This window comes from Marinitoga sp. 1197 (genome assembly GCF_001021165.1).
Lineage (GTDB): Bacteria > Thermotogota > Thermotogae > Petrotogales > Petrotogaceae > Marinitoga.
Genome location: NZ_AZAY01000017.1, coordinates 34,119 through 55,149, shown reverse-complemented (window position 1 = coordinate 55,149; position 21,031 = coordinate 34,119). Strand labels below are relative to the sequence as shown.

The 21,031-nt window shown below is 28.6% G+C and carries 21 protein-coding genes; 15 read left to right on the top strand and 6 right to left on the bottom strand.

The features are described 5' to 3' along the window. A partial coding sequence (locus X275_RS05760; protein ID WP_047267950.1) for a cache domain-containing protein occupies window positions 1-1,156 on the bottom strand: 1,156 nt, incomplete at its 3' end. A gap of 184 nt (window positions 1,157-1,340) precedes the next feature. On the opposite strand from X275_RS05760, the gene X275_RS05755 reads away from it, so the two are divergent. Both X275_RS05755 and X275_RS11075 read left to right on the top strand, forming a co-directional pair. After that, entirely contained in the window at window positions 1,341-2,477 is a 1,137-nt protein-coding gene (locus X275_RS05755) for a potassium channel family protein (protein ID WP_047267949.1), read from the top strand. A gap of 8 nt (window positions 2,478-2,485) precedes the next feature. Next, window positions 2,486-2,992, top strand: a complete 507-nt coding sequence (locus X275_RS11075; protein ID WP_052913682.1) for a cyclic nucleotide-binding domain-containing protein — start codon at window positions 2,486-2,488, stop codon at window positions 2,990-2,992. A 25-nt stretch (window positions 2,993-3,017) separates the two neighbouring features. Here X275_RS11075 and udk read toward each other — a convergent pair whose 3' ends face one another. Both udk and X275_RS05740 read right to left on the bottom strand, forming a co-directional pair. Next, window positions 3,018-3,626 (bottom strand): uridine kinase, encoded by a 609-nt coding sequence (udk, locus tag X275_RS05745; RefSeq protein ID WP_047267948.1) that lies wholly within the window; start codon window positions 3,624-3,626, stop codon window positions 3,018-3,020. Between the two features lie 16 nt (window positions 3,627-3,642). Further along, a complete protein-coding gene (locus X275_RS05740; RefSeq protein ID WP_047267947.1) occupies window positions 3,643-4,368 on the bottom strand; it encodes a hypothetical protein in 726 nt (241 codons plus the stop codon). Window positions 4,369-4,728: 360 nt separating this feature from the next. Between X275_RS05740 and X275_RS05735 the strand changes: the two genes are divergently transcribed. From X275_RS05735 to X275_RS05675, 13 genes are all read left to right on the top strand, one after another. Then, window positions 4,729-5,238, top strand: coding sequence for a hypothetical protein (locus X275_RS05735; protein ID WP_047266631.1), 510 nt, complete (start codon window positions 4,729-4,731; stop codon window positions 5,236-5,238). After that, window positions 5,231-6,550: a sigma-54-dependent transcriptional regulator gene (locus tag X275_RS05730; protein ID WP_047267946.1), complete on the top strand. Its 1,320-nt coding sequence runs from the start codon at window positions 5,231-5,233 to the stop codon at window positions 6,548-6,550. The genes X275_RS05735 and X275_RS05730 overlap by 8 nt, the downstream gene beginning before the upstream one ends. A gap of 11 nt (window positions 6,551-6,561) precedes the next feature. Then, window positions 6,562-8,469, top strand: coding sequence for a tetratricopeptide repeat protein (locus X275_RS05725; protein WP_047267945.1), 1,908 nt, complete (start codon window positions 6,562-6,564; stop codon window positions 8,467-8,469). A gap of 5 nt (window positions 8,470-8,474) precedes the next feature. Beyond that, window positions 8,475-8,921, top strand: coding sequence for a hypothetical protein (locus X275_RS05720; protein WP_047267944.1), 447 nt, complete (start codon window positions 8,475-8,477; stop codon window positions 8,919-8,921). A gap of 35 nt (window positions 8,922-8,956) precedes the next feature. Beyond that, complete coding sequence (locus X275_RS05715; protein WP_047267943.1) at window positions 8,957-9,256, top strand: hypothetical protein; 300 nt, start codon at window positions 8,957-8,959, stop codon at window positions 9,254-9,256. Between the two features lie 146 nt (window positions 9,257-9,402). Continuing rightward, window positions 9,403-10,638 (top strand): MFS transporter, encoded by a 1,236-nt coding sequence (locus X275_RS05710; protein WP_047267942.1) that lies wholly within the window; start codon window positions 9,403-9,405, stop codon window positions 10,636-10,638. Window positions 10,639-10,901: 263 nt separating this feature from the next. Further along, window positions 10,902-11,915: a 2,4-diaminopentanoate dehydrogenase gene (gene ord, locus X275_RS05705; protein WP_047267941.1), complete on the top strand. Its 1,014-nt coding sequence runs from the start codon at window positions 10,902-10,904 to the stop codon at window positions 11,913-11,915. A 10-nt stretch (window positions 11,916-11,925) separates the two neighbouring features. Then, a complete protein-coding gene (gene ortA / locus X275_RS05700; RefSeq protein WP_047267940.1) occupies window positions 11,926-12,231 on the top strand; it encodes a 2-amino-4-oxopentanoate thiolase subunit OrtA in 306 nt (101 codons plus the stop codon). Continuing rightward, entirely contained in the window at window positions 12,228-13,640 is a 1,413-nt protein-coding gene (gene ortB, locus X275_RS05695; RefSeq protein WP_047267939.1) for a 2-amino-4-oxopentanoate thiolase subunit OrtB, read from the top strand. The genes ortA and ortB overlap by 4 nt, the downstream gene beginning before the upstream one ends. Beyond that, window positions 13,640-14,011, top strand: coding sequence for an ornithine aminomutase subunit alpha (locus X275_RS05690; protein ID WP_047267938.1), 372 nt, complete (start codon window positions 13,640-13,642; stop codon window positions 14,009-14,011). Before ortB ends, X275_RS05690 begins: the two co-directional genes overlap by 1 nt. Continuing rightward, window positions 14,011-16,206: a D-ornithine 4,5-aminomutase subunit OraE gene (oraE, locus tag X275_RS05685; RefSeq protein ID WP_047267937.1), complete on the top strand. Its 2,196-nt coding sequence runs from the start codon at window positions 14,011-14,013 to the stop codon at window positions 16,204-16,206. The genes X275_RS05690 and oraE overlap by 1 nt, the downstream gene beginning before the upstream one ends. A gap of 358 nt (window positions 16,207-16,564) precedes the next feature. Beyond that, entirely contained in the window at window positions 16,565-17,728 is a 1,164-nt protein-coding gene (locus tag X275_RS05680) for a MalY/PatB family protein (RefSeq protein ID WP_047267936.1), read from the top strand. Between the two features lie 2 nt (window positions 17,729-17,730). Next, window positions 17,731-18,294, top strand: coding sequence for a TetR/AcrR family transcriptional regulator C-terminal domain-containing protein (locus tag X275_RS05675; protein ID WP_047266619.1), 564 nt, complete (start codon window positions 17,731-17,733; stop codon window positions 18,292-18,294). A gap of 160 nt (window positions 18,295-18,454) precedes the next feature. Here X275_RS05675 and X275_RS05670 read toward each other — a convergent pair whose 3' ends face one another. From X275_RS05670 to X275_RS05660, 3 genes are all read right to left on the bottom strand, one after another. Then, on the bottom strand, window positions 18,455-20,158 hold the full coding sequence (locus tag X275_RS05670; RefSeq protein WP_047267935.1) for an oleate hydratase: 1,704 nt from the start codon (window positions 20,156-20,158) through the stop codon (window positions 18,455-18,457). A 157-nt stretch (window positions 20,159-20,315) separates the two neighbouring features. Continuing rightward, entirely contained in the window at window positions 20,316-20,615 is a 300-nt protein-coding gene (locus X275_RS05665) for a nucleotidyltransferase family protein (RefSeq protein ID WP_047267934.1), read from the bottom strand. Next, the gene (locus X275_RS05660) at window positions 20,605-21,030 is read right to left on the bottom strand and encodes a nucleotidyltransferase substrate binding protein (protein WP_047266616.1); all 426 of its coding nucleotides are present in this window, start codon (window positions 21,028-21,030) and stop codon (window positions 20,605-20,607) included. Before X275_RS05660 ends, X275_RS05665 begins: the two co-directional genes overlap by 11 nt. Window position 21,031 lies beyond the last annotated feature (1 nt).

Sequence of the window (21,031 nt, the reverse complement as noted above, 5' to 3'; positions counted from 1 at the left end):
TGTCTACTTTTTTGCTTAATTCCATTAATGGTTTTGATATTTTTCTGGCGAATATTATTGATATTATTATCGATATTATTAATATTATTATCGAGGTTATTATCAACACTATTTTTATCTTTTCTGATGCTAGAAATGCTTCTTTTGTCGATACTTCTGATATAAATGCCCATTTTATTTCTTTGTATTTAAATGGCGCATATGCCACTATTACTTTTTCACCTTTGTAATTTTTCCCTATTTCCCATCCTGTTTCCCCTGATAATGCCTTTTCTACATAATCTGTTTCTACTTTTTGTTTTAATATCGTTTCTTCTCCTGGTAGATTGTTTTTCATTATTTTATCTTCACTTACTATATATGTCTTTCCTGTTTCTCCCATTCCACTTTTGTCAAGAAGAATCTTATTTATTTTATCTATAGGAATTCGGAATATGAGATATCCATATAATCCGAAATCTTTATCTTCTACTTTTACGCCGGCAAAAAGGCCAATTCCACCTAAATATTTTCCTATTTCAGAAAAATGTACATTATTATCATTTTTTTCTTTTAATAATTTATAAAGTCTGGATAATATAGTGTTTTCATTATTTAGATCTGTAGCAAAATCATTATACTTACTAACAGAATATACAACAATTCCTTTTGGAGATATGAGTAACATATCTGCATAATCTTTTATGTGTATAAACTCTCTGAAATCCATTTGCAACTCTGAATGCAAAACACTATAATCATAAAATATACTCATTATATTATCTTCAAAATTTTCTTTTTTGAAATTTTCATCATAGTAATAATCATATAATTGTGATTTGTCTTTATAAGGGTTATTATCAATATAAATTTTTCTTAATGTTGTTAGTATAGTATTCATATTCATAGAAGATTGGAAATCTTCCATTAAATTGGAGGAGGTAAAGAAAGCGTCCTTTATTTTTTCAAAGTTTTTGATATAAGTTAGATCTGATTCAGTTTCTTTTAATAAATTATAAATAAAATTCATCTTCAAATTTCTTGCTACGATTAGTTTTTCTAAAAAACTTGTTTTTAATGAATTCTGAGAATTTGATATGCTAATTGTGAAAAAAGACATTAATACAATCAATAATGTCACTACAAATAAAAGAAGAATCTTTCCTTTCAATTTCATTTTTTTACCTCCAGTATTTTTTTTCAAATTATTATATCACATGATATATTAATTTTCAAAAAAATGATTATATTGATTTTAATAATTTAAAAGAGGATTTTTGCTATATTAAAGTATTTTTAGAGAATACAGCCTATATGATATAATATATATAAGTATAAGTATATGAAAATCAGGTGGAATTATGAAAATAAAACATATTTTTAAGGATCCGATAAATAAACTACTTTTATTAATTTTTATTTTCTTGCTCATTATAGGATTGCTATTATATATATCAGAATTTGGGAAAAATCCTGATATTAATTCCTTATTTGATGCATTCTGGTGGTTAATTGTAACTATAGCAACAGTTGGATATGGAGATATAGTCCCAAGAACAATTATAGGAAAAATTATAGGAATAATAATTATAATGCTTGGAGTTACACTATTCTCGCTTATTTCCGGTAGTATAGCATCATTGTTGGTTGAATGGCGAATAAAAGAAAGGAAGGGGTTGGGAAAAGTGAAATTTAAAAATCATATTGTTATACTGGGATGGAATAATCATCTTGAAAAAACACTTGAGGCTATGAATAAATTCATAAATTTGGAAGATTATCATATAGTTCTGGTAAATCAAGCTGATGAAGAAGATTACGAAAATTTTAGATCCAGATTTGCTGACTTAAATATAAAATTTATACATGGTGATTTTACTAAAGAAAATGTTTTAAAAAGGGCAAATATTTCACAGGCAAAACATATTATTATATTATCAGATACTTATGGTGGAAAAAGTCTAGAAGAATGTGATGAAAGAACATTAATAAGTATCTTATTAATAAGAACACTTAATGATACTGCAAAAATATATGCAGAAGTTGTAAAGGAAGAGAAAGCCAAGTATGTTTTAAGAGCAGGAGCTGATGATATAATTTTAGGAAGTGAATTTAATTCTGTATTATTGTCTTCAGCATTATTATCTCCTGCTTATCATATGTTATTAAGGGAAATAGCATCATTAGAAAATATGAGAGTAAAATTAATTTCTATTCCAAAAATATTTATAGGCAAAAATTTTAAAGAATTTTTTGATTATATAAAAAAAGAAGAACATGCTATAACTATAGGATTGGTGAGTATGAAAAAAGAATTTACTATAAATGATTTTTTATCTTCAGATAGTTCTATAGACAATTTTATAAGGCAGAAATTTGAAGAAGCCGAAGAAGATTTTTTTGATGAAGAAAAGAAAAATGATTATGATTTAAAGTTAAACCCTGATGATTCATATATAATTTCTGAAAATGATACTTATGCATTTATAATAAAGTAGGTGAAAAAATGGAAGAATTTTTGAAAAATATATCTTTATTTAAGGAATTAACCGATGAACAATTAAATGAAATTTCTAAAATTTTAAAACCTATTAATTTTAAAGCAGGGGAAGTTATAATTTCCGAGGGTGAAAAAGGAGATACCATGTATATTTTCAAAAAAGGTAAGGTTCAAATCACTCATCAATTAACCCTAAAAATTGGTTCTCACCATTGGGAAGAGAGTGAAAAATCTATGGCTATTTTAGATGATGAAAAAATCAGTTTTTTTGGAGAAATGTCGCTTGTAACTGGTTCTCTTCGTTCTGCTACAATCAAGGCTATTAGTGAATGTGAATTATATGAAATATCAAAAAAGGATTTTGAAAATCTGGCGGAAAAAAGACCAGATATTGGATATAAAATAATGAAAAAAATAGCATCTACACTAAGCTATAGAATAGAAAATTTAAATGAAAATATATTAAAATTAACAACTGCTTTGAGTATAGCTTTATCAAAAAAGAAGAAATAAAAACCAAGATGTTAAAATAGTAGTTCTATTTTAACATCTTTCTGAAAATATAATTAACTACAACCTGAATAGCTTTTTCATTGAATCCTCCTTCTGGAATAATAATATCCGCATACTTTTTTGTTGGTTCAACGTATGCGTCATGCATGGGTTTTACAGTATTTGTATATTGATTTATTATAGAATCTAGATTTCTTCCTCTTTCTTTTATATCTCTCTCAAGTCGCCTTATAAATCTTATATCATTTTCTGTATCAACATATATAGCAAGATCATAAAGATTTCTCAATTCTTCGTAATATAAAGCAAAAATACCCTCAACGATTATTATCGGTTTTGGTTCAAAGCTCATTGTACCAACCCTGGTAAATTGTGAAAAATCATACTCTGGTAAATCAATAATTTTACCATTTTTTAAATCATTAATATGCTTAAACATCAATTCATTTTCAATCATATTTGGATGATCATAATTATGTAATTTTCTTTGTTCAAGAGTTTCATGGCTTAAATCTCTATAATAATTATCCATTGGCAATATTTCACAATTTTGTGTTCCCAGAGTTTCTCTTATTTTATATGCAACAGTTGTTTTTCCCGATCCTGTGCCGCCAGCAATGCCAATAACATACATAAATAACACTCCCTACTTATTTAGATTTTTTGAAATTAAATTTAAATCCTAAAATTATATATATAATTGAAAAAACAATTATTGTTATTAATTCAATATCACTAATATTTGTATTATGTTTTAATAAAGTGTTTTCTCCAATTTTTAGTGAAAGCGAATATTCTAAAGCGTATAAAGTAAAAAATCCGGCAATAGCTGAAGAAATAAGTATTGTCAAAATAGATACAACGTTATCGAAACTTTTAGTAATTAGTATTGATACTATTATTCCAAATATTACAACAAAAATCCAGGGTATATATACTTTATCTATGTTTTTTAAAATGTTTAAATTTTCAAAAAATCCAGGATAAAAATTTGAAATAACGCCATAGATTTCTATTCCAACAATACCGCCTAATATAAAACCTGCAATTTGTGCAGAAGATTTAAAGAAAGTATAAGTTAAAATACCAATTATAACAGAGAAAATCAAAAAAGAAATTTCCTGTTTTACTTTTATCTGATTCAACAATTTATTAACAAAATCGAATTGTTGTAAGTATGGAATTATAAACACATAACTGCTTAAAAAACCAAGAATAAAAAAAATGACTTTTGAAACTTTTTTCGCAAAAAGCACAGAAATTAAAGATACTGGAAGAATTATATACCAGGAATTTGAATATGAATATAAAATCTGTAAAGATTCTGTACTTTGTTGGACAATGGTTGATAGAGTTGACGCTAAAGTTTCTTCCATATTTATCACCTCTTCAAAAATATCCATTTTTGATAATAACAATATTATAGGCTGTCTAAAAAGTCTCAAATGAAATGAAGACTCGAAGATTGCCCTTAAAATTATGAATGAAAGCCGTCAAAATTACATGGACGTAATTTTGAGCGAAACAATACACGATGTATTGTTTGAGCGACGGCTGAGAATGAATAATTTTAAGGATTAGCAATTGAGCTGTCTGAGTGAATTTGACTTTTTAGACAATATAAATATTAAACAATCTATTATATATTATACCATATTAAAAATATTATAAAAAAGTGCTATAATATTTATAGTAGTAAAGATATAAAAAAGTTATATTTTTAAGGAGGTTATAAAATGGAAAACCCTTTAATCGCAGCAATGATTCAATTCGCTATTTTAGGTACAGCTGGTGAGATAGTTGCAAAGTTGCTAACAAAAAACAAAATTTCAGTTTTTAAAGTCATTTATTCAGCTATAGTTTGGGCGATTTTGGGAGTAATTATAAAATTTGCATTCACAGGATTTAACGGATTTGTCAAGGAATTGGTTGAACACAATTATTTGCCGTCAGAAAAAATATATCAGGCTTTTTTTAAATCATTATTTACAAATGCTTTTTTTGGACCGTGGTTAATAATAATTCATAGATTTCTGGATAATCTTCCAAAATTCAAAATCCCAAAAGATGGATTAAAAGGTGCTTTATTTACATTATTATGGTTCTGGGTGCCTGCTCATACAGTAACTTTTTCTTTGCCTGTAGAATGGCAAATTACATTAGCTGCCGTTTGGAGTTTTGTTCTTGGATTAATTTTGGGTATTTTTGCAAATTTAAAAAAACCAAAGGAAGCTGAAAATGTTTAAAATTTTGATAATTGAAGATGATAAAATTTTAAATAAGACAATGTGTGATTTTTTAAGTAAATTCGATTATAAAACAATATGCGCAATGAGGGGATTGGAAGGCCTTGATATGGCTAAATCGGAAATCCCTGATTTAATTATTTTAGATCTATTTTTACCAGATATAAATGGAATGGATTTGATTGATAGACTGAAAAAATATACCGAAGAAATAATAGTAATTACTGCTCATGGCGATATTGGAGATGCTGTAAAAGCCATGAAATTAGGAGTATATAATTTTCTTGAAAAACCGGTAGATTTAAAAGTTTTAATTAATGAAGTTAATAGAGCATTAGAGACTATTAAATTAAAAAAAGAAATTAAGGAGTTAAAAGATAGATTAAATGAATATCCTGAATTAATAGGAAAATCAAGATTTATCGAGCAAATAAAAAATAAAATAAATTTAATTGCGGAAAAAAATATTCCTGTGTTAATAACAGGTGAAAGTGGTACTGGTAAAGATATTATAGCCCAAATAATACACAAAACCAGTAACAGAAAAAAATTTGTTGCGGTAAATTGTGGTGCAATTCCACCTGAATTATTTGAAAGCGAATTGTTTGGATATGAAAAAGGTGCTTTTACAGGGGCTGAACAGGAAAAACCTGGAAAATTCGAGCTGGCACATAATGGAACATTATTTCTTGATGAAATTGGCGAATTACCTAAAAACATGCAAGTAAAATTGTTAAGAGTTCTTGAAAATAAAGAAGTAGAAAGAATTGGAGCTACAAAATCTAAAAAGATTAATGTTAGAATCATAGCCGCTACTAATAGTAATCTTAAAAAGATGGTTGAGAATGGTGAATTCAGAGAAGATTTATACTTTAGATTGTCAGTTTTTCAAATTGAAGTAGAACCTCTTAGAAATCATAAAGAGGATATACCTCTTTTGGTAAATTATTTTATACATAAAGCCAATGAAGAATTTGGAACTAAAATAAAGGGTATAAATCCAGATGCATTGGAAATTTTAAAAAAACATATATGGGTAGGAAATGTTCGCGAACTTAAAAATGTTATTTATTCAATGGTTGCAGTGGCAACAAAAGATATATTGGATAAATCATTTATTCCAGAAAATATAAAAAACAGTGAAGATATTGAATATGTGAAAATTCCTATTGGACTAAGACTTGAAGAAGTAGAGAAAAGGTATATACAAAAAACTCTGGAATTTACAAATAATAATAAAACACAGGCTGCTAATATCCTTGGGATATCAAAAATGACATTATTTTCTAAATTAAAGAAAATGAAAAATTAAGGGGGGATTTTATGTCTGAAGAAAAAGAAAAAAAAGAAGAAAATTTGGATTTAAATGATTTATTAAATGATGTTGATGAAATCAATGATTTAATGGATTTAGAAAATTTAGAAAGTAATACGGAATCATCAAATCTGGAAAATAAAAAAATTGAAGAAGATGTTGAAAATTTGGAAGATCTGAAATTATTAGATAATATTGATGTTTCGACAGTTGAAAAAATGGGTGAAAACCTGGATAAAAGCCTGGAAGATATAACTAAAGAAGAAGTAATTCCTGATGAATTACATCAGGAGAAAGATATTTCTGAACCTACTATAACAGAAAGCGCAGAAATACCACCTATGGCAGAAGAAGAGGACATTCCTGAATTGGAATTAGAAGGAAATAGTGAAAAAGCTTCCGAAACACCACTTGAGGAAGTAGCGCATATTGCAGAAACACCTAAACAAGAGGAAGTTTCCGAATCCACTGTAATAGAAAACCCTGAAATAACACCTTCGGCAGAAGAAGGAAACATCCCTGAGTTGGAATTAGAAGGAAATGTTGAAAATATTTCTGAAACACCACTTGAGGAAGTAGCGCATATTGCAGAAACACCTAAACAAGAGGGAGTTTCCGAATCCACTGTAATAGAAAACCCTAAAATAACACCTTCGGCAGAAGAAGAAAACATCCCTGAGTTGGAATTAGATGAAAGTGTCGAAAATGTTTCCGAAACACCACTTGAGGAAGTAGCACATATTGCAGAAACACCTAAGCAAGAGAAAGTTTCTGAACCTACTATAACGGAAAACCCTGAAATAACGACTTCAGCAGAAGAAGAAAATATCCCTGAATTAGAAATTGATGAAAATTCTGAAATCACACCTCAAAATATCGAGGAGGGAAATACATCTCAAGTTATACCTGAATCAACACAACCAATCAATGAAAATGAAGCCACACAAAAAACAGAAGATGAATTAATTATGCCTGATATTAAAACCAAAGATTTAGCTTTAGATGAAAAATTAAAAATGTTCGAATCAAGATTAAATAACAAACTAAGTGAATATGGAAAAGTCATAGAAAATTTAAAAGAAGAAAATAACGAATTAAAAAATAAATTAAAATTATATAATTCAAAATTCGAAGCAATGGAAAGAGCTTTTATTTCTTTATTAAAAAATATGGTATCTATCGCTTTTGGAGATACCTCAGAATTGTTAAAGGCTTTAATAGAAATAAAAAATCAATTGAATTTATCCAGAAAAAATATTACGTTTTTAATTACATTAACTGAAAGCTTAAAGAAGAAAATTCCTGAACAAAACCATTATGTGATATATCATATTCTGGGAAATTTGTATACAGAAGTTGAAAACTATAGTGAAGCTGAAAAAGCATATCTCAGAGCGCTGGATTTTTGCGAAAATAATAAATCTATTGACATGCAATTTAATACATCTGTTATTCAAAATAATCTGGGTACTATGTATGCGGAATTGAAGAAAAATGATTTAGCAAAAAAATACCTTGAATTATCTTTAAATATAAGACGTAATTTAAAAGAAAAGGTTAATGGGAAATATGATATACATCTATTTTATTCTTTAAATAACCTTGGAAGTTTAGAAATGCGCTTAGGAAATTTAGAAAGCGCTGAAATTCATTTGAATGAAGCTTTTTCACTGTTAAATGATAAAATACCTTCAGAAGATAAAGCTATGCTTTTATTTAATTTAGGAATATTATATCAGGAAAAAGTAGAAGCTGAAAAAGCTAGAAAATATTTTGAAGATGCTTTAAAATTATATGAAAAATTATATGAAGATAACTCTATAAAATATATGAAAAACTTGAAAAAGACTATAGAGAAATTGTCATCATACATTCCAGAGATTAAACAAAAATATCAATGGGTATTTACGGAGTGATTACGTTGTCTGGACTAACTATTAGAATTAATGAAATGTTTATAAATGGAATAATTAATAAATTAATTGGAGATAACGTACATAGAATAAAGAAGTTAAATATAAAAATGATAGATACAAAAATTCATTTTCAGTTTATAGCTAACCTTTTTAACAAAGATGGATTATTTGAATTTTTAATAGAGATAAAAGAAATTCCCTACACTTTAACCAAAGGAAATTTAAAATTTTCAATTTCTGGAGACGATGGAATTAAACGTATAATTGAAGGAATTATATATGTTTTTTCAAGATTTATAAATGGAATAGCCATTACTAATAACGAAATAAGTATAGATTTATCAAAAATGGAATACAACGAAAAATTAAAATTGTTATTAGAATCACTTAAGTTAGATAGTTTTGAAATCAAAAATAGCGAACTTTTATTAAAATTAAAATATATAGAATAGATAAAATCTGAAAATATAAGTATGAAGGTGCAAAAATGCTGGAAATAAAAATAGATAAAAAAATGATAATGGATTTATTAAATAAATTTATAAAATATACTTCATCAGATTTTATAAGAAAAATTTTTAATGCGTCCACAAAAATAAGTTTTAAAGAGAATTCTATAGAAATTAAAGTATTTCTTCTTAAATATTATATAAAAATTCATAAAATACCTTTTACCCTTTCAGGCGTTTATGAATTCGAGCATAATTTACCCATATATTTGATAAATAAAAATAAATTACCTCAAAATATATTAATAGACAAAAATAAAATATATATTTTATATTAAAGGAAACTTTTTTACCCAAAACACTTATATAGATACATTTGTATTCGATAATGATAAAGTAATAATAAAATTAAAATAAGACTGTCTAAAAAGTCAAATTCACTCAGACAGCCTAGAATTAAAATTATAATTTCAGGAGGGGAATAATGACAAAAACAGAAAAAAGCTGGGTTATGTATGATTGGGCGAATTCTGCCTATTCTCTTGTTATTACTACTGCTATCTTACCTATTTTCTTTAAAGAAGTAGCTGCAAAAGGGGTTGAAAATTATTTGTCAACTGCTTATTGGGGATATGGAAATACTTTTGCTACAATAATTGTAGCATTATTGGCACCTATTCTTGGAACAATTGCCGATTACAAAAATTTCAAAAAAAGATTTCTTACGTTTTTCTGGTTAATTGGAATAATATCAACAATTTCCTTGATGACCGTCAATGAAGGTGACTGGCTGAAATGTATAATTATATATGTTTTTTCGGCTATTGGGTTTGCTGGTGCCAACATATTTTATGATTCTTTTCTGGTTGATGTAACTACAAACGAAAGAATGGATTGGATTTCTTCAAGTGGATTTGCATGGGGATATATTGGTAGCACAATTCCATTTATTATAAGTATGGCTATTATAATGAAACCTGATATTATAGGAATATCAAACACATTAACAGCAACGAAACTCGCATTTTTAATTACAGGATTATGGTGGGGAGTATTTACATTACCTTTACTAAAAAATGTGAAACAAATTCACTATATTGAACCGTCTAAAACACCAATAAAAGATAGTTTTAATAGAATCTGGAAAACATTTAAAGAAATAAAAAATTATAAAAACATATTTTTATTTTTAATAGCTTATTTCTTTTATATTGATGGTGTAGGAACTATTATAAAAATGGCAACGGTATATGGGAAAGATGTTGGAATAAGTAGTACTCAGCTATTACTTGCACTATTCGCAACTCAGGTTGTCGCTTTTCCTTTTGCATTAATTTACGGTAAACTGGCTCAAAAATTCAATGTAAAGATTATGCTATTTGTAGGAATAATTGTCTATTTTATAATTACAATATATGGCTATTTTTTAGATTCAGCATTTGACTTTTGGGTGCTTGCAATGTTGGTGGCTACTTCACAAGGAGGGCTTCAAGCATTGAGCAGATCCATGTATGGTAAATTAATACCTAAAGAAAAATCGGCAGAATTTTTCGGTTTTTATAATATATTTGGAAAATTTGCGGCAATAATAGGTCCATTTTTGGTTGGGTTTTTTTCTCAAATTACAAAGAGTTCAAGATTTGGCGTATTGAGTATTTCCATATTATTTATAATTGGTGCACTGATTTTAATAAGAGTAAAAGAAGAAAATTATATATAAAAATGAGACGCATAGCGTCTCATTTTTTTAAAACTACTTAAAAAACATAAAATTAATTGATTATAACTATTTATACTTAATTGTTTTGAGTATGCTCATTTATATATAAGTATGTTTGAGTATGCGTATTTGACTATATGAAAAAAATTTCATAAAATTACTATGTATAAAATTACAACTTTAAAAAAAGAACATGAAAAAAAGGAATCTTTTTTGTTATGAAAATCACAACAAATTTAATATTTTTTAAAGGAGGCGTTACTATGTATAGAGTAGCATTATGGGGATTTGGAGCAATGGGAAGTGGGATAGCAAGAAATATAATGTCAAAATATGAATTAGAACTGGTTGGAGTTCATGATACAAGATATGTTGGTAAAGATGTTGGTGAATTATTAGAAATTGGGGAAATAGGTTTGAAAGTTTATGACTCTCCAGAAAAAATGCTTGATGAAACAAATCCTGATTTGGTTATTATTGCAACAAATTCTTTTGTTGAAGTTGTAAAAGAACAAATTATCTTGGCTGTAAAAAAACATATTAATGTAATTACAATTGCTGAAGAAATGGCATATCCGTTTTATACTCATCCAGACGAAGCAGAAGAAATGGATAGTTTAGCCAGGAGATATGGTGTTTCAATTTTAGGAACAGGTATTAATCCAGGATTTGTATTGGATACATTAATTTTGGCTTTATCTGGTGCTGCACTCAATGTAGAACAAATAAAGGCAGCAAGAATTAATGATTTATCTCCATTTGGTCCAACTGTTATGGAAACACAAGGAGTCGGAACAACTGTTGAAGAATTTGAAGAAGGAATTAAAACAGGGAAAATCGTGGGACATATTGGTTTTGAACAATCAATATATATGATAGCAGATGCTTTAGGATGGAATATCGATAAAATTGAACAAACAAGAGAACCAATAGTATCGAATGTATTAAGAGAAACTAAATATGTCAAAGTGGAACCAGGAATGGTTGCAGGATGTAATCATATAGCCAGAGCATATATGAACGGAAAATTAGTTATAGAATTAAAACATCCTCAACAGGTAAGACCAGAATTGGAAAATGTTGATACTGGAGATTATATAGAAATCATAGGAGATCCAAATTTGAATCTATCAATAAAACCTGAAATTCCTGGAGGAAAAGGAACAATTGCTGTTGCAACAAATATGATTCCATCTGTAATAGAAGCAGAATCTGGATTATTATCAATGGCAGATTTGCCTGTACCAAGAGCATTAATAGGTGATTTAACATTATAGGAGTGATGAGATGATTGCTAAAAAAAATGATTGGGTTCAAATATATTTTATTGGGTTATCTCCAGAAGAGCGAGCTAATAATCTTCCAGAGGATACCAAACGTGTTCCTCTGGAAATACGTATAAAAGGTTTTTTATTGGCAGATAAAGCAGAAATAGGAGACGAAGTTGAAATAGAAACTCCTGTTGGAAGAATTGTAAAAGGAAAACTTGAAGAGATTTATCCAAAATACAAACATAATTTTGGAAAACCGGTAATTGAATTACTACAAATTGGAAAACAATTAAGAGAAATGATCGAAGGTGATCAGGAATGAATGATATGAGTTATGATGCAGTAATGTTGAGAAAAAATGAAATAATGAAAAAATCTGTAGGTGTTGATTATACAAAATATGAAATAGAAGGAATTGCCTTTGATTATGAAACAATGATGAAAGATGCTGGATATACAATTGATGAAATAAAAAAAATACAGCTGGAAACAGGTGTAGGAAATACACCATTGGTAGAACTAAAGAATATAAATAAATTGATAAGAAAATTAGCGCCAAAGGGTAAAGGAGCAAGGATATTTGTAAAGGATGAAGCGACAAATCCTTCCGGATCTTTTAAAGATAGAAGAGCCTCGGTAAGTGCATATAGAGCAAAAATAATGGGATATAAAGGAATTATGGCAGCAACAAGTGGTAATTATGGTGCTGCTGTTGCTTCTCAAGCCTCAAAAAGAGGTTTAAAATCGATAATTGTTCAGGAATGTTATGACAGTAAAGGGATTGGACAACCAGAAATATTAGAAAAAGCAAGAGCCTGTGAAGCGTATGGAGCTGAAGTTGTTCAATTAAGTGTGGGTCCTGAGCTATTTTATTATTTTTTAGTATTACTGGAAGAAACAGGGTATTTTAATGCATCATTGTATACACCTTTTGGAATTGCAGGTGTTGAAACGCTTGGATATGAAATAGCTGAGCAATCAATAAAACAATTCGGAAAATATCCTGATGCTGTAGTTATCACACATGCTGGTGGTGGAAACTTAACAGGAACTGCAAGAGGGTTAAAAAAGGCCGGTGCTGAAAACACAAAAGTGATAGGCGCGAGTGTTGATTTACATGGATTGCATATGGCATCGGATAAAGACTTTAATAAAAAATCATTTACAACAGGCCATACAGGATTTGGAATTCCATTTGCAACGTTTCCGGATAGGTCAGATGTACCAAGAAATGCAGCTAGACCCTTAAGATATATGGATGAATACGTTTTAGTAACCCAGGGAGAAGTATTTTATATAACAGAAATGCTTGCAAATATTGAAGGTATGCAAAGAGGGCCAGCTGGAAACACTTCATTAGCTGCTGCATTCGCATTGGCGATGGAAATGGATGAAGATCAAATAATAGTAGTTAACGAAACCGAATATACAGGTGCTGGGAAATTGCCTTCAGCACAATTAACTTTTGCAAAGGAAAATGGAATTGAAATAAAGTTCGGCGATCCAATAAATGAAGATATTCCTGGTAAAAATATAGTATTGCCTGATCATCCATCAAAAATAAAGGTAATAAAATACCCATTAGAAAAATTAAGAAAGTCATATATAAAAGAATTAAAAAAACGTTATGGAAAAAAAGACTTCACAAACAATGAATTGAAGTTTATAGCAGAGGACCTTTCTATATCAATTGAAGAAGTTAAAAATCTCATTAAGGAGGTTATCTCATAATGGAGCCAAGAAAATCTGATTTTGAAGAAAGAGCAAAACGTCTTAAAAACATGACAGATGAAGAATTAGATAAATATTTCTGGGAATTAGTAGAAAAAGTTGTAGATCCTTTAATTGATTTAGCTTCTACACATACATCACCTTCTGTTGAAAGATCTGTATTACTCAGAATGGGTTTTAATAGCATGGAAGCGAAAGCTTTAGTTGATAAATTCTTCGAAAAGCATATTCTTGGTAAAGGTGCAGGAAATATTGTGTATACAATTGCTAAAGAGCACAATATCGATTATATACAGGCTGGAAGAGAATTAATTGCTGGAAAATATTGGGAAGATGTTGAAAGAATTTTTGTTCATGGAGGCGATAAATAATGAAATTAGAGCCTAACAAAAAATTAAATGTAGAAGAAATATTAAAAGATTTAGATAAATATAGACCAAAAAGAAAAGGGTGGACATGGAGAAAAAAATTACCTCCAAGAACAAAAATTGGTAACTTTGAATATTATGAGATAAGCGAACCTTTAAAAAATTTTGTTGCATTACCAGCTGCTCATTACTTTAACAATATAGATCCTCAACCTCAAGAAGTTATAACATCAGAAATTGCATCTGGTAGATTTGAAGAAGACATTAGAAGAATGAGAATGGCTGCATGGCATGGTGCAGATCATATAATGGTTATCAGAACATTAGGCCAAAGCCATATGGATGGGTTAATAGAGGGAACACCAGAAGGAATAGGTGGAATTCCAATTACTAGAAAGCAATTAAGAGCTTCAAGAAAAGCCCTTGATTTAATAGAAGAAGAAGTAGGAAGACCTATTAATTTTCATAGTTATGTTTCTGGTGTTGCAGGTCCAGAAGTTGCAGTATTATTTGCTGAAGAAGGGGTAAATGGAGCGCATCAGGATCCTCAATATAATGTATTATATAGAGGAATAAATATGATTAGATCATTTGTCGATGCTGCAGTCGCTAAAAAAATAATGGCATCAGTAGATATGCTTCAAATTGATGGTGCTCATAATGCAAATGCATCAGCAAAATTCGCATGGAAAGTTATGCCAGAATTATTGGTGCAACATGCTATAAACTCATTATATTCTGTTAAAGCAGGAATGAAAAAAGAAAATATTGCACTATCTACTGTTCCCCCAATTGTTTCACCAACACCAGAATTTAGATTAAACTTTGTATATGCAATAACAATAAGAGAATTGTTTAAAGATTATAAATTTAGAGCTCAAATGAATACAAGATATATAGAATCTGATCTCTTTGACGCAACAAGAATACATGTGCTTGACACATTAATTTCTAGATTAACAAAAGCAGATATACAATCAACAATTACACCAGACGAAGGAAGAAATGTGCCATGGCATATTAATTCAATACGTGGTGTAGAAACTGCAAAACATACATTAATTGCTTTAGATGGAATTAAAGAAATGGTTCAGATAAATTGGGATAATGTAAGGGAAAAAGTTAGAGAATTAAAAATGAGAGCAATATTAATGTTAGAAGAAATAGTAGAAATGGGTGGATATTTCGAAGCAGTTGAAAATGGAATGTTTGTTGATAATGGTGAATATCCAGAAAGAATGGGTGATGGTATTGTTAGAAAGAAAGATGGTGGTATAGGAGCAGGTTCAGTTGTCCCAAGAGATAAAGACTATATGGCTCCAGTATGTCATCATTTTGGGTATAATAATCTTCCAGAAAATTTAGAAAAACCATGTGATTTAATAAATGGATGTACATTATGTAATCCAGACAAAATACAATATATCGATGAACTTGACGAAGAAGATAATGTATATAAGAGATTAAACAAAATAAAAGAATATAGAGAAAATAATTTAATAAAACCAGAAGTTGAATGGAGTTATGATGGATATATACAACTTGATATGACAATTCCTGAATCACCAGAATATGCAGAAGCAGCAGCTCTTGAAATATGTAAAAGAATGGGTTTAGAAGATGCTCAGGTAATTTCAAAAACAATACTTCATCCAACAGAGGCAACATATGTTGAGTTAAAAGCTAAAGTGCCATTTGCTATAAAGAAAGATGAATTAACATTACCTAAAAAAGCAGAAATAATGTCAGACGATGAATTATTCGAATTCTTTGCTAAAAATAAGGTTAAAGTTGTTGCGGGAACAGTTGGAAATGATGAACACAATGTTGGTATAAGGGAAATACTTGATATAAAACATGGCGGAATTGAAAAATACGGTATAAAATATGAATATCTTGGCACAAGTGTTCCACCAGAAAAGCTTATAGATGCTGCAATTGAATTTGGTGCTCAAGCGATTCTTGCTTCAATGATTGTTACACATAATGATGTCCATGTTGAGAATATGAAAAAATTACATCAACTTGCAATAGAAAAAGGTGTAAGAGATAAAATACTATTAATTGTTGGTGGTACTCAATTAAATGATGATTTAGCAAAAGAAAATGGAATGGATGCTGGATTTGGAAGGGGAACAAAAGGAGCACACGTTGCAACATTCATCGCTAAAAAATTGAAAGAAATGCTGGGAGATTAATATTAGACTCCTCTGCACATTGCAGAGGAGTTGTTTTTTGCAATTTGAACCATATACATCAAAATATGGTATAATTTATTATAATAACAAAATTAATAAAATTAAAAATACGATGTCCAAAAAGTAAAGTTGCTCAAACCTTGATTGTTAATCCTCAAAAATAGCTCATTCTCGCCGGTCGTATCAGACTCACATCCATGTTCGGCTTCACTCAATTTTGCATCCGTGCAAAATTGACCGGCTTTATTCACTATTTTTTCGGACAATCTGCGAGTTTTCGCTTGCTTTACTAATTGGACACCCTATTAAAAATAAAAAGGCAAATTATCCAGATTTGTTAAAAGCAGGAGGAATTTTCATGAAGTATATCGATAGAAAAAACACAGATTCTATAAAATGGGACTGGTATGAATGGAATAAACATCTTTTTATAGAAAAAGATGTTTTACCAATGTGGGTAGCTGATATGGATTTTGAAGCTCCTAAAGAAGTTATACATGCATTAAATGAAAGAATAGAACATGGGGTGTACGGGTATACTTTTGAGCCAGTTGATTTAAAAGATAATATAATAAATTGGTTAAAATATAAACATAATTGGGAAATAAAAAAAGATTGGCTATTATCCATGCATGGAGTTATTCCCGCTTTAAATTTCTCAATTCAATTATACACAAATCCTGGGGATAATATTTTAATTCAAACTCCAGTTTATCCACCATTTATGAGTTCAATAAAAAATAATAATAGAAAACTTTTAATTAATGAATTAAAATTAGAAAATAATCATTATGAAATAGATTTTGATGACTTTGAGAGAAAAACAAAAAATGCTAAAATGTTTATTTTATGTAGTCCTCATAATCCTATAGGAAGAGTGTGGAAAAAAGACGAATTAGAAAAAATGGCAGAGATTTGTCTAAAAAACGATGTCTTAATTGTATCTGACGAAATACATGCTGATTTAACTTTTAAAAATTTTAAGCATATACCAATTGCTTCTATTTCAGAAGAAGTTTCAAATAACACAATAATCTTAATGGCACCAAGTAAAACTTTTAATATAGCAGGATTTCATTATGCTTTTGCTGTAATAAAAAATATAAAATTAAAAAATAAATTTAAAAACTGGATTAAACAAAGCGGATTATTTTTACATAATATAGCTGGTTTAGTTGCAGCAAATGCTGCTTACAAATACGGAAAAAATTGGTTAATAGAAACTATGGAATATATCGAAGAAAATTATAAATTTGTTAGAGAATATTTTGAAAAAAATATACCTGAAGTAAGAGTAATAAAATCAGAAGGAACATTTTTAGTTTGGTTAGACTTTAGAAAATTAAATTTATCTCAGGATGAATTAAAAGATTTACTTGAAAAAAAAGCTAAAATTGGTTTAAATAATGGAATTACTTTTGGAACTAACGGAGAAGGCTTTATGAGAATGAATATTGCAACTTCAAGAGACAATATAATAGAAGCGTGCAGAAGAATTGAAAAGGCTATTAAAGGAGAATAAGTATGTCTGAAATAACAAAAAAAGCTTTAGCAAATTCATTAAAAAAATTAATGAAAGAAAAACCTTTGTCAAAAATAACCGTTAATGATGTAGTAAAAGATTGTGGGCTAAATAGAAGAACATTATATTATTATTTTCATGATATTTATGATTTATTAGAATGGATTTTCATCACAGACATATTAGAAGCTGTTGGAGAAAATAAACATTATGAGAACTGGCAAAAAGGATTTTTAAATCTTTTATATTATTTAAAAAATAACAAAAAAATTGTTTTAAATGCATATCATTCAATAGATAGAGATCGTTTGGAATTACATTTGTATGATACAGTTGCTAAATTTATTTATGATGTTGTTGAAGAATTATCGAAAGGATTAAATGTTTCAATTGAGGATAAAAATTATGTTGTGAAATTTTATGAAATAGCCCTTACTGGGATGATTATAGATTGGATAAAAAATAAAATGGATGAGGACCCGGAAATATTAACTTACAAATTAAATAAAATTATTGAAGGTGACATTAAAAGAGCATTAAAGAAATTTGAAAAAAGTAGAAGGTGAAGATGGAAAAGTATATACAGAAACGCAAATAGGAGGAAGAAAGAAATGGAATAAAATTACATATATGTTTTATAAAAACAAATTTTGAAAATCCGTTAATGATAAAACAATAAACCGAGGGTTTTACCTCGGTTTATTGTTTTATTTACCTCAATCTATATTACATTAAATCTTCAAGTGATGTATCTTTTAAAAGCTTTTTTACAAAAAATTCTCCAGGTAAAGGTTTTCCACTATATAGAGTTTTAGTTGCATTTATTACATGTCTGATATCATATTTACTTGGATAAATTTCAGGAACTTTCTTATCGAGATTTAATAATTTATAAACAGCTATAATAGCAGAACGCACAGAATATTCTACAGTAAATACACAATCATTTTCTATTTCTACAAATTGTCCTAAGAATGCCAAATTAACGCTTCCTTCTGGTACAACTTCTGGTCTATCTCCTTTTACACGTGGCATAAATTGACTCGTAATATGTGGCATCATTGCTGGAATTACAATTGCACTATCCACAATTTCTTCCATTAAATCTCCTTCTACACCAAGATGATATAATAATTCTCTTAATAATTCTTCGCCAGTACATTCGCTCATCTTTTTCTTTATATAATTACCTTCATTGTCTGGGAATAAACCATATGCCCATAATACCAAGACATTATCTGGCTGGTTTGCAAAATGTGGCTGTCTACTACATGTAACACTCATTAACCAATTTGAATCTTTTATTGTTACAATACCTCCTGTTACAACTCTTCCAGAATATGGATCTCTTCCTGTAAGATCTCTAAGAACATCTGCCATTTTTGAATCTTTAAATGTCATTGTAAATGATTCCCATTTTGTTTTGTCAATGTTTTCATAAAAAACTTCCGGCCTTCCAAATGCAGGATCTTTTGCAGCTATATTTTTCCACAAGCTCCATACAGGGCCTAATTCTGTATTTAATTCAGGAGCTTTATCCATGCTACCTAATGTCGAATTTTCTGTCATTGACCCGTTTATTACAAATACTAAATCATCCCTTGTTGTTTTTATATATTTCTTTTCTCCATTTTGAATTAGATGTATCCCAGTTACAACTTTTTCTTTTTCTGTTATATCTATATCAAGATCTATAACCTGTGTGTTATTTACAAAATTAACTCCATGTTTTTCTAACCATCTTATTAATGGTATTACAAAAGAATCATATTGATTATATTTTGAGAATAAAATATCTCTTAATTCTGTCATACCAGGTAATAGATGAATAAATCTTTCCATATATCTTTTCATTTCTACTACACTATGCCAATTTTGAAATGCAAACATACTTCTCCATAATAACCACATATCTGTTTCTAAAAATGATGGATCAAAAAATTCTTCAACAGTCATTGCTCCTAAATCTTTTTCTTTCATTAAAAATAGTTTTGTTAATTGTTTTATATGCTTTTCTTCTAACCCTAGTGTTTTAACGGGTACTCTTTCACCACCACTTTTAATTACCCTTTGGGCTGATACGTTGGGATCCCAGTCATTTATTTCTTTCATTTCATCCAGTACTGTTTTGTTTGGATCTTCAAGTGATGGAATATCTGCAAACATATCCCAGGTGCATTCATAATGTTCTTCCATTTCTCTACCGCCACGAATGATATAACCATTTTCTGGATCACCAATACCATCTAATGCACCACCATTTATATCTTTTCTTTCGAAAATTGTAATATTTTTTCCATCTATATGACCGTCTCTTATTAAATAAAATGCTGCTGCTAAAGATGCTATACCTGAACCTACAAGATAGGCTTTTTTATTTTCGATTCCTTTTGGTTTTTTTGGATTGTATTCTCTTTGATAAACGCTCATCCTTCATAACCTCCTTCAAATTTTTCTGACATGATTAAGTATAAACCTTTTTTTTATGTTTGTAAATAAACAAAATTGCCAATATGTGCAAATTTGCAACATATTTGGCAATTTGTGAAAATATAAATTCTCTAAAAAATATAGCGACACAAAGTCGCTATATTTTTATTTTCATGCAATTATTTAATATAATATTTTTAAAACTTTCGGAAGTTCTTTGCCAATCAATGAGATCAACTCTAAAAGGCAAATTAGAATCCTGGAAATCTTCTTCAATTTCAAACAAAGTTATTAAATCTAACTTTTTTCCACAATCAATAGCAATATCAAGATCTGAAGCTTCATTTGATTTACCAGTAATTCTGGAACCAAAAATTATTATTGTACAACTCTGTATATGTTTTTTTAGAATTTTTATAATTAAATTAAAATATTCCTCTTTAATATCAAAAGTCATTTTTTTCCTTAAGCCTCTCTAATAAAAATTTAGCATCATTTATAAATTCTTTTGATACTTCAAAAACTTCTTCTGCAATTTCAATATTATATGTGTGAGACGTTAAATTCCTATATTTATGGTATTTAAACCATTTTTGAACATTATCTATAAGTTTATTTTCATAACTTAATCTAAAGAGTTCTTTTCTTGGTATGCCATCTACATAAATTTTCCCTATATTTTCTTCAAGCCATCTTTTCATAAATTTCCAACATAATTCATATGTAAATTCAAAGTTCTGTATAACTCCAGCTTTAATTCCATATCTAAATGTTACATCAAGAGATTCCATAAATTCATTATCATTTGTTTTTTGGATAAGCGTATCCAGAGAATTTATAGCTTTTTCAAGACTGCTAATATCTAATGCCATA

Excerpts from the sequence above, each read along its gene's own strand:
- X275_RS05755 (WP_047267949.1), top strand. The coding sequence starts at position 1,341 with ATGAAAATAAAACATATTTTTAAGGATCCGATAAATAAACTACTTTTA.
- X275_RS11075 (WP_052913682.1), top strand. The coding sequence starts at position 2,486 with ATGGAAGAATTTTTGAAAAATATATCTTTATTTAAGGAATTAACCGAT.
- udk (WP_047267948.1), bottom strand. The coding sequence starts at position 3,626 with ATGTATGTTATTGGCATTGCTGGCGGCACAGGATCGGGAAAAACAACT.
- X275_RS05740 (WP_047267947.1), bottom strand. The coding sequence starts at position 4,368 with ATGGAAGAAACTTTAGCGTCAACTCTATCAACCATTGTCCAACAAAGT.
- X275_RS05735 (WP_047266631.1), top strand. The coding sequence starts at position 4,729 with ATGGAAAACCCTTTAATCGCAGCAATGATTCAATTCGCTATTTTAGGT.
- X275_RS05730 (WP_047267946.1), top strand. The coding sequence starts at position 5,231 with ATGTTTAAAATTTTGATAATTGAAGATGATAAAATTTTAAATAAGACA.
- X275_RS05725 (WP_047267945.1), top strand. The coding sequence starts at position 6,562 with ATGTCTGAAGAAAAAGAAAAAAAAGAAGAAAATTTGGATTTAAATGAT.
- X275_RS05715 (WP_047267943.1), top strand. The coding sequence starts at position 8,957 with ATGCTGGAAATAAAAATAGATAAAAAAATGATAATGGATTTATTAAAT.
- X275_RS05710 (WP_047267942.1), top strand. The coding sequence starts at position 9,403 with ATGACAAAAACAGAAAAAAGCTGGGTTATGTATGATTGGGCGAATTCT.
- ord (WP_047267941.1), top strand. The coding sequence starts at position 10,902 with ATGTATAGAGTAGCATTATGGGGATTTGGAGCAATGGGAAGTGGGATA.
- ortA (WP_047267940.1), top strand. The coding sequence starts at position 11,926 with ATGATTGCTAAAAAAAATGATTGGGTTCAAATATATTTTATTGGGTTA.
- ortB (WP_047267939.1), top strand. The coding sequence starts at position 12,228 with ATGAATGATATGAGTTATGATGCAGTAATGTTGAGAAAAAATGAAATA.
- X275_RS05690 (WP_047267938.1), top strand. The coding sequence starts at position 13,640 with ATGGAGCCAAGAAAATCTGATTTTGAAGAAAGAGCAAAACGTCTTAAA.
- oraE (WP_047267937.1), top strand. The coding sequence starts at position 14,011 with ATGAAATTAGAGCCTAACAAAAAATTAAATGTAGAAGAAATATTAAAA.
- X275_RS05680 (WP_047267936.1), top strand. The coding sequence starts at position 16,565 with ATGAAGTATATCGATAGAAAAAACACAGATTCTATAAAATGGGACTGG.
- X275_RS05675 (WP_047266619.1), top strand. The coding sequence starts at position 17,731 with ATGTCTGAAATAACAAAAAAAGCTTTAGCAAATTCATTAAAAAAATTA.
- X275_RS05670 (WP_047267935.1), bottom strand. The coding sequence starts at position 20,158 with ATGAGCGTTTATCAAAGAGAATACAATCCAAAAAAACCAAAAGGAATC.
- X275_RS05665 (WP_047267934.1), bottom strand. The coding sequence starts at position 20,615 with ATGACTTTTGATATTAAAGAGGAATATTTTAATTTAATTATAAAAATT.
- X275_RS05660 (WP_047266616.1), bottom strand. The coding sequence starts at position 21,030 with ATGGCATTAGATATTAGCAGTCTTGAAAAAGCTATAAATTCTCTGGAT.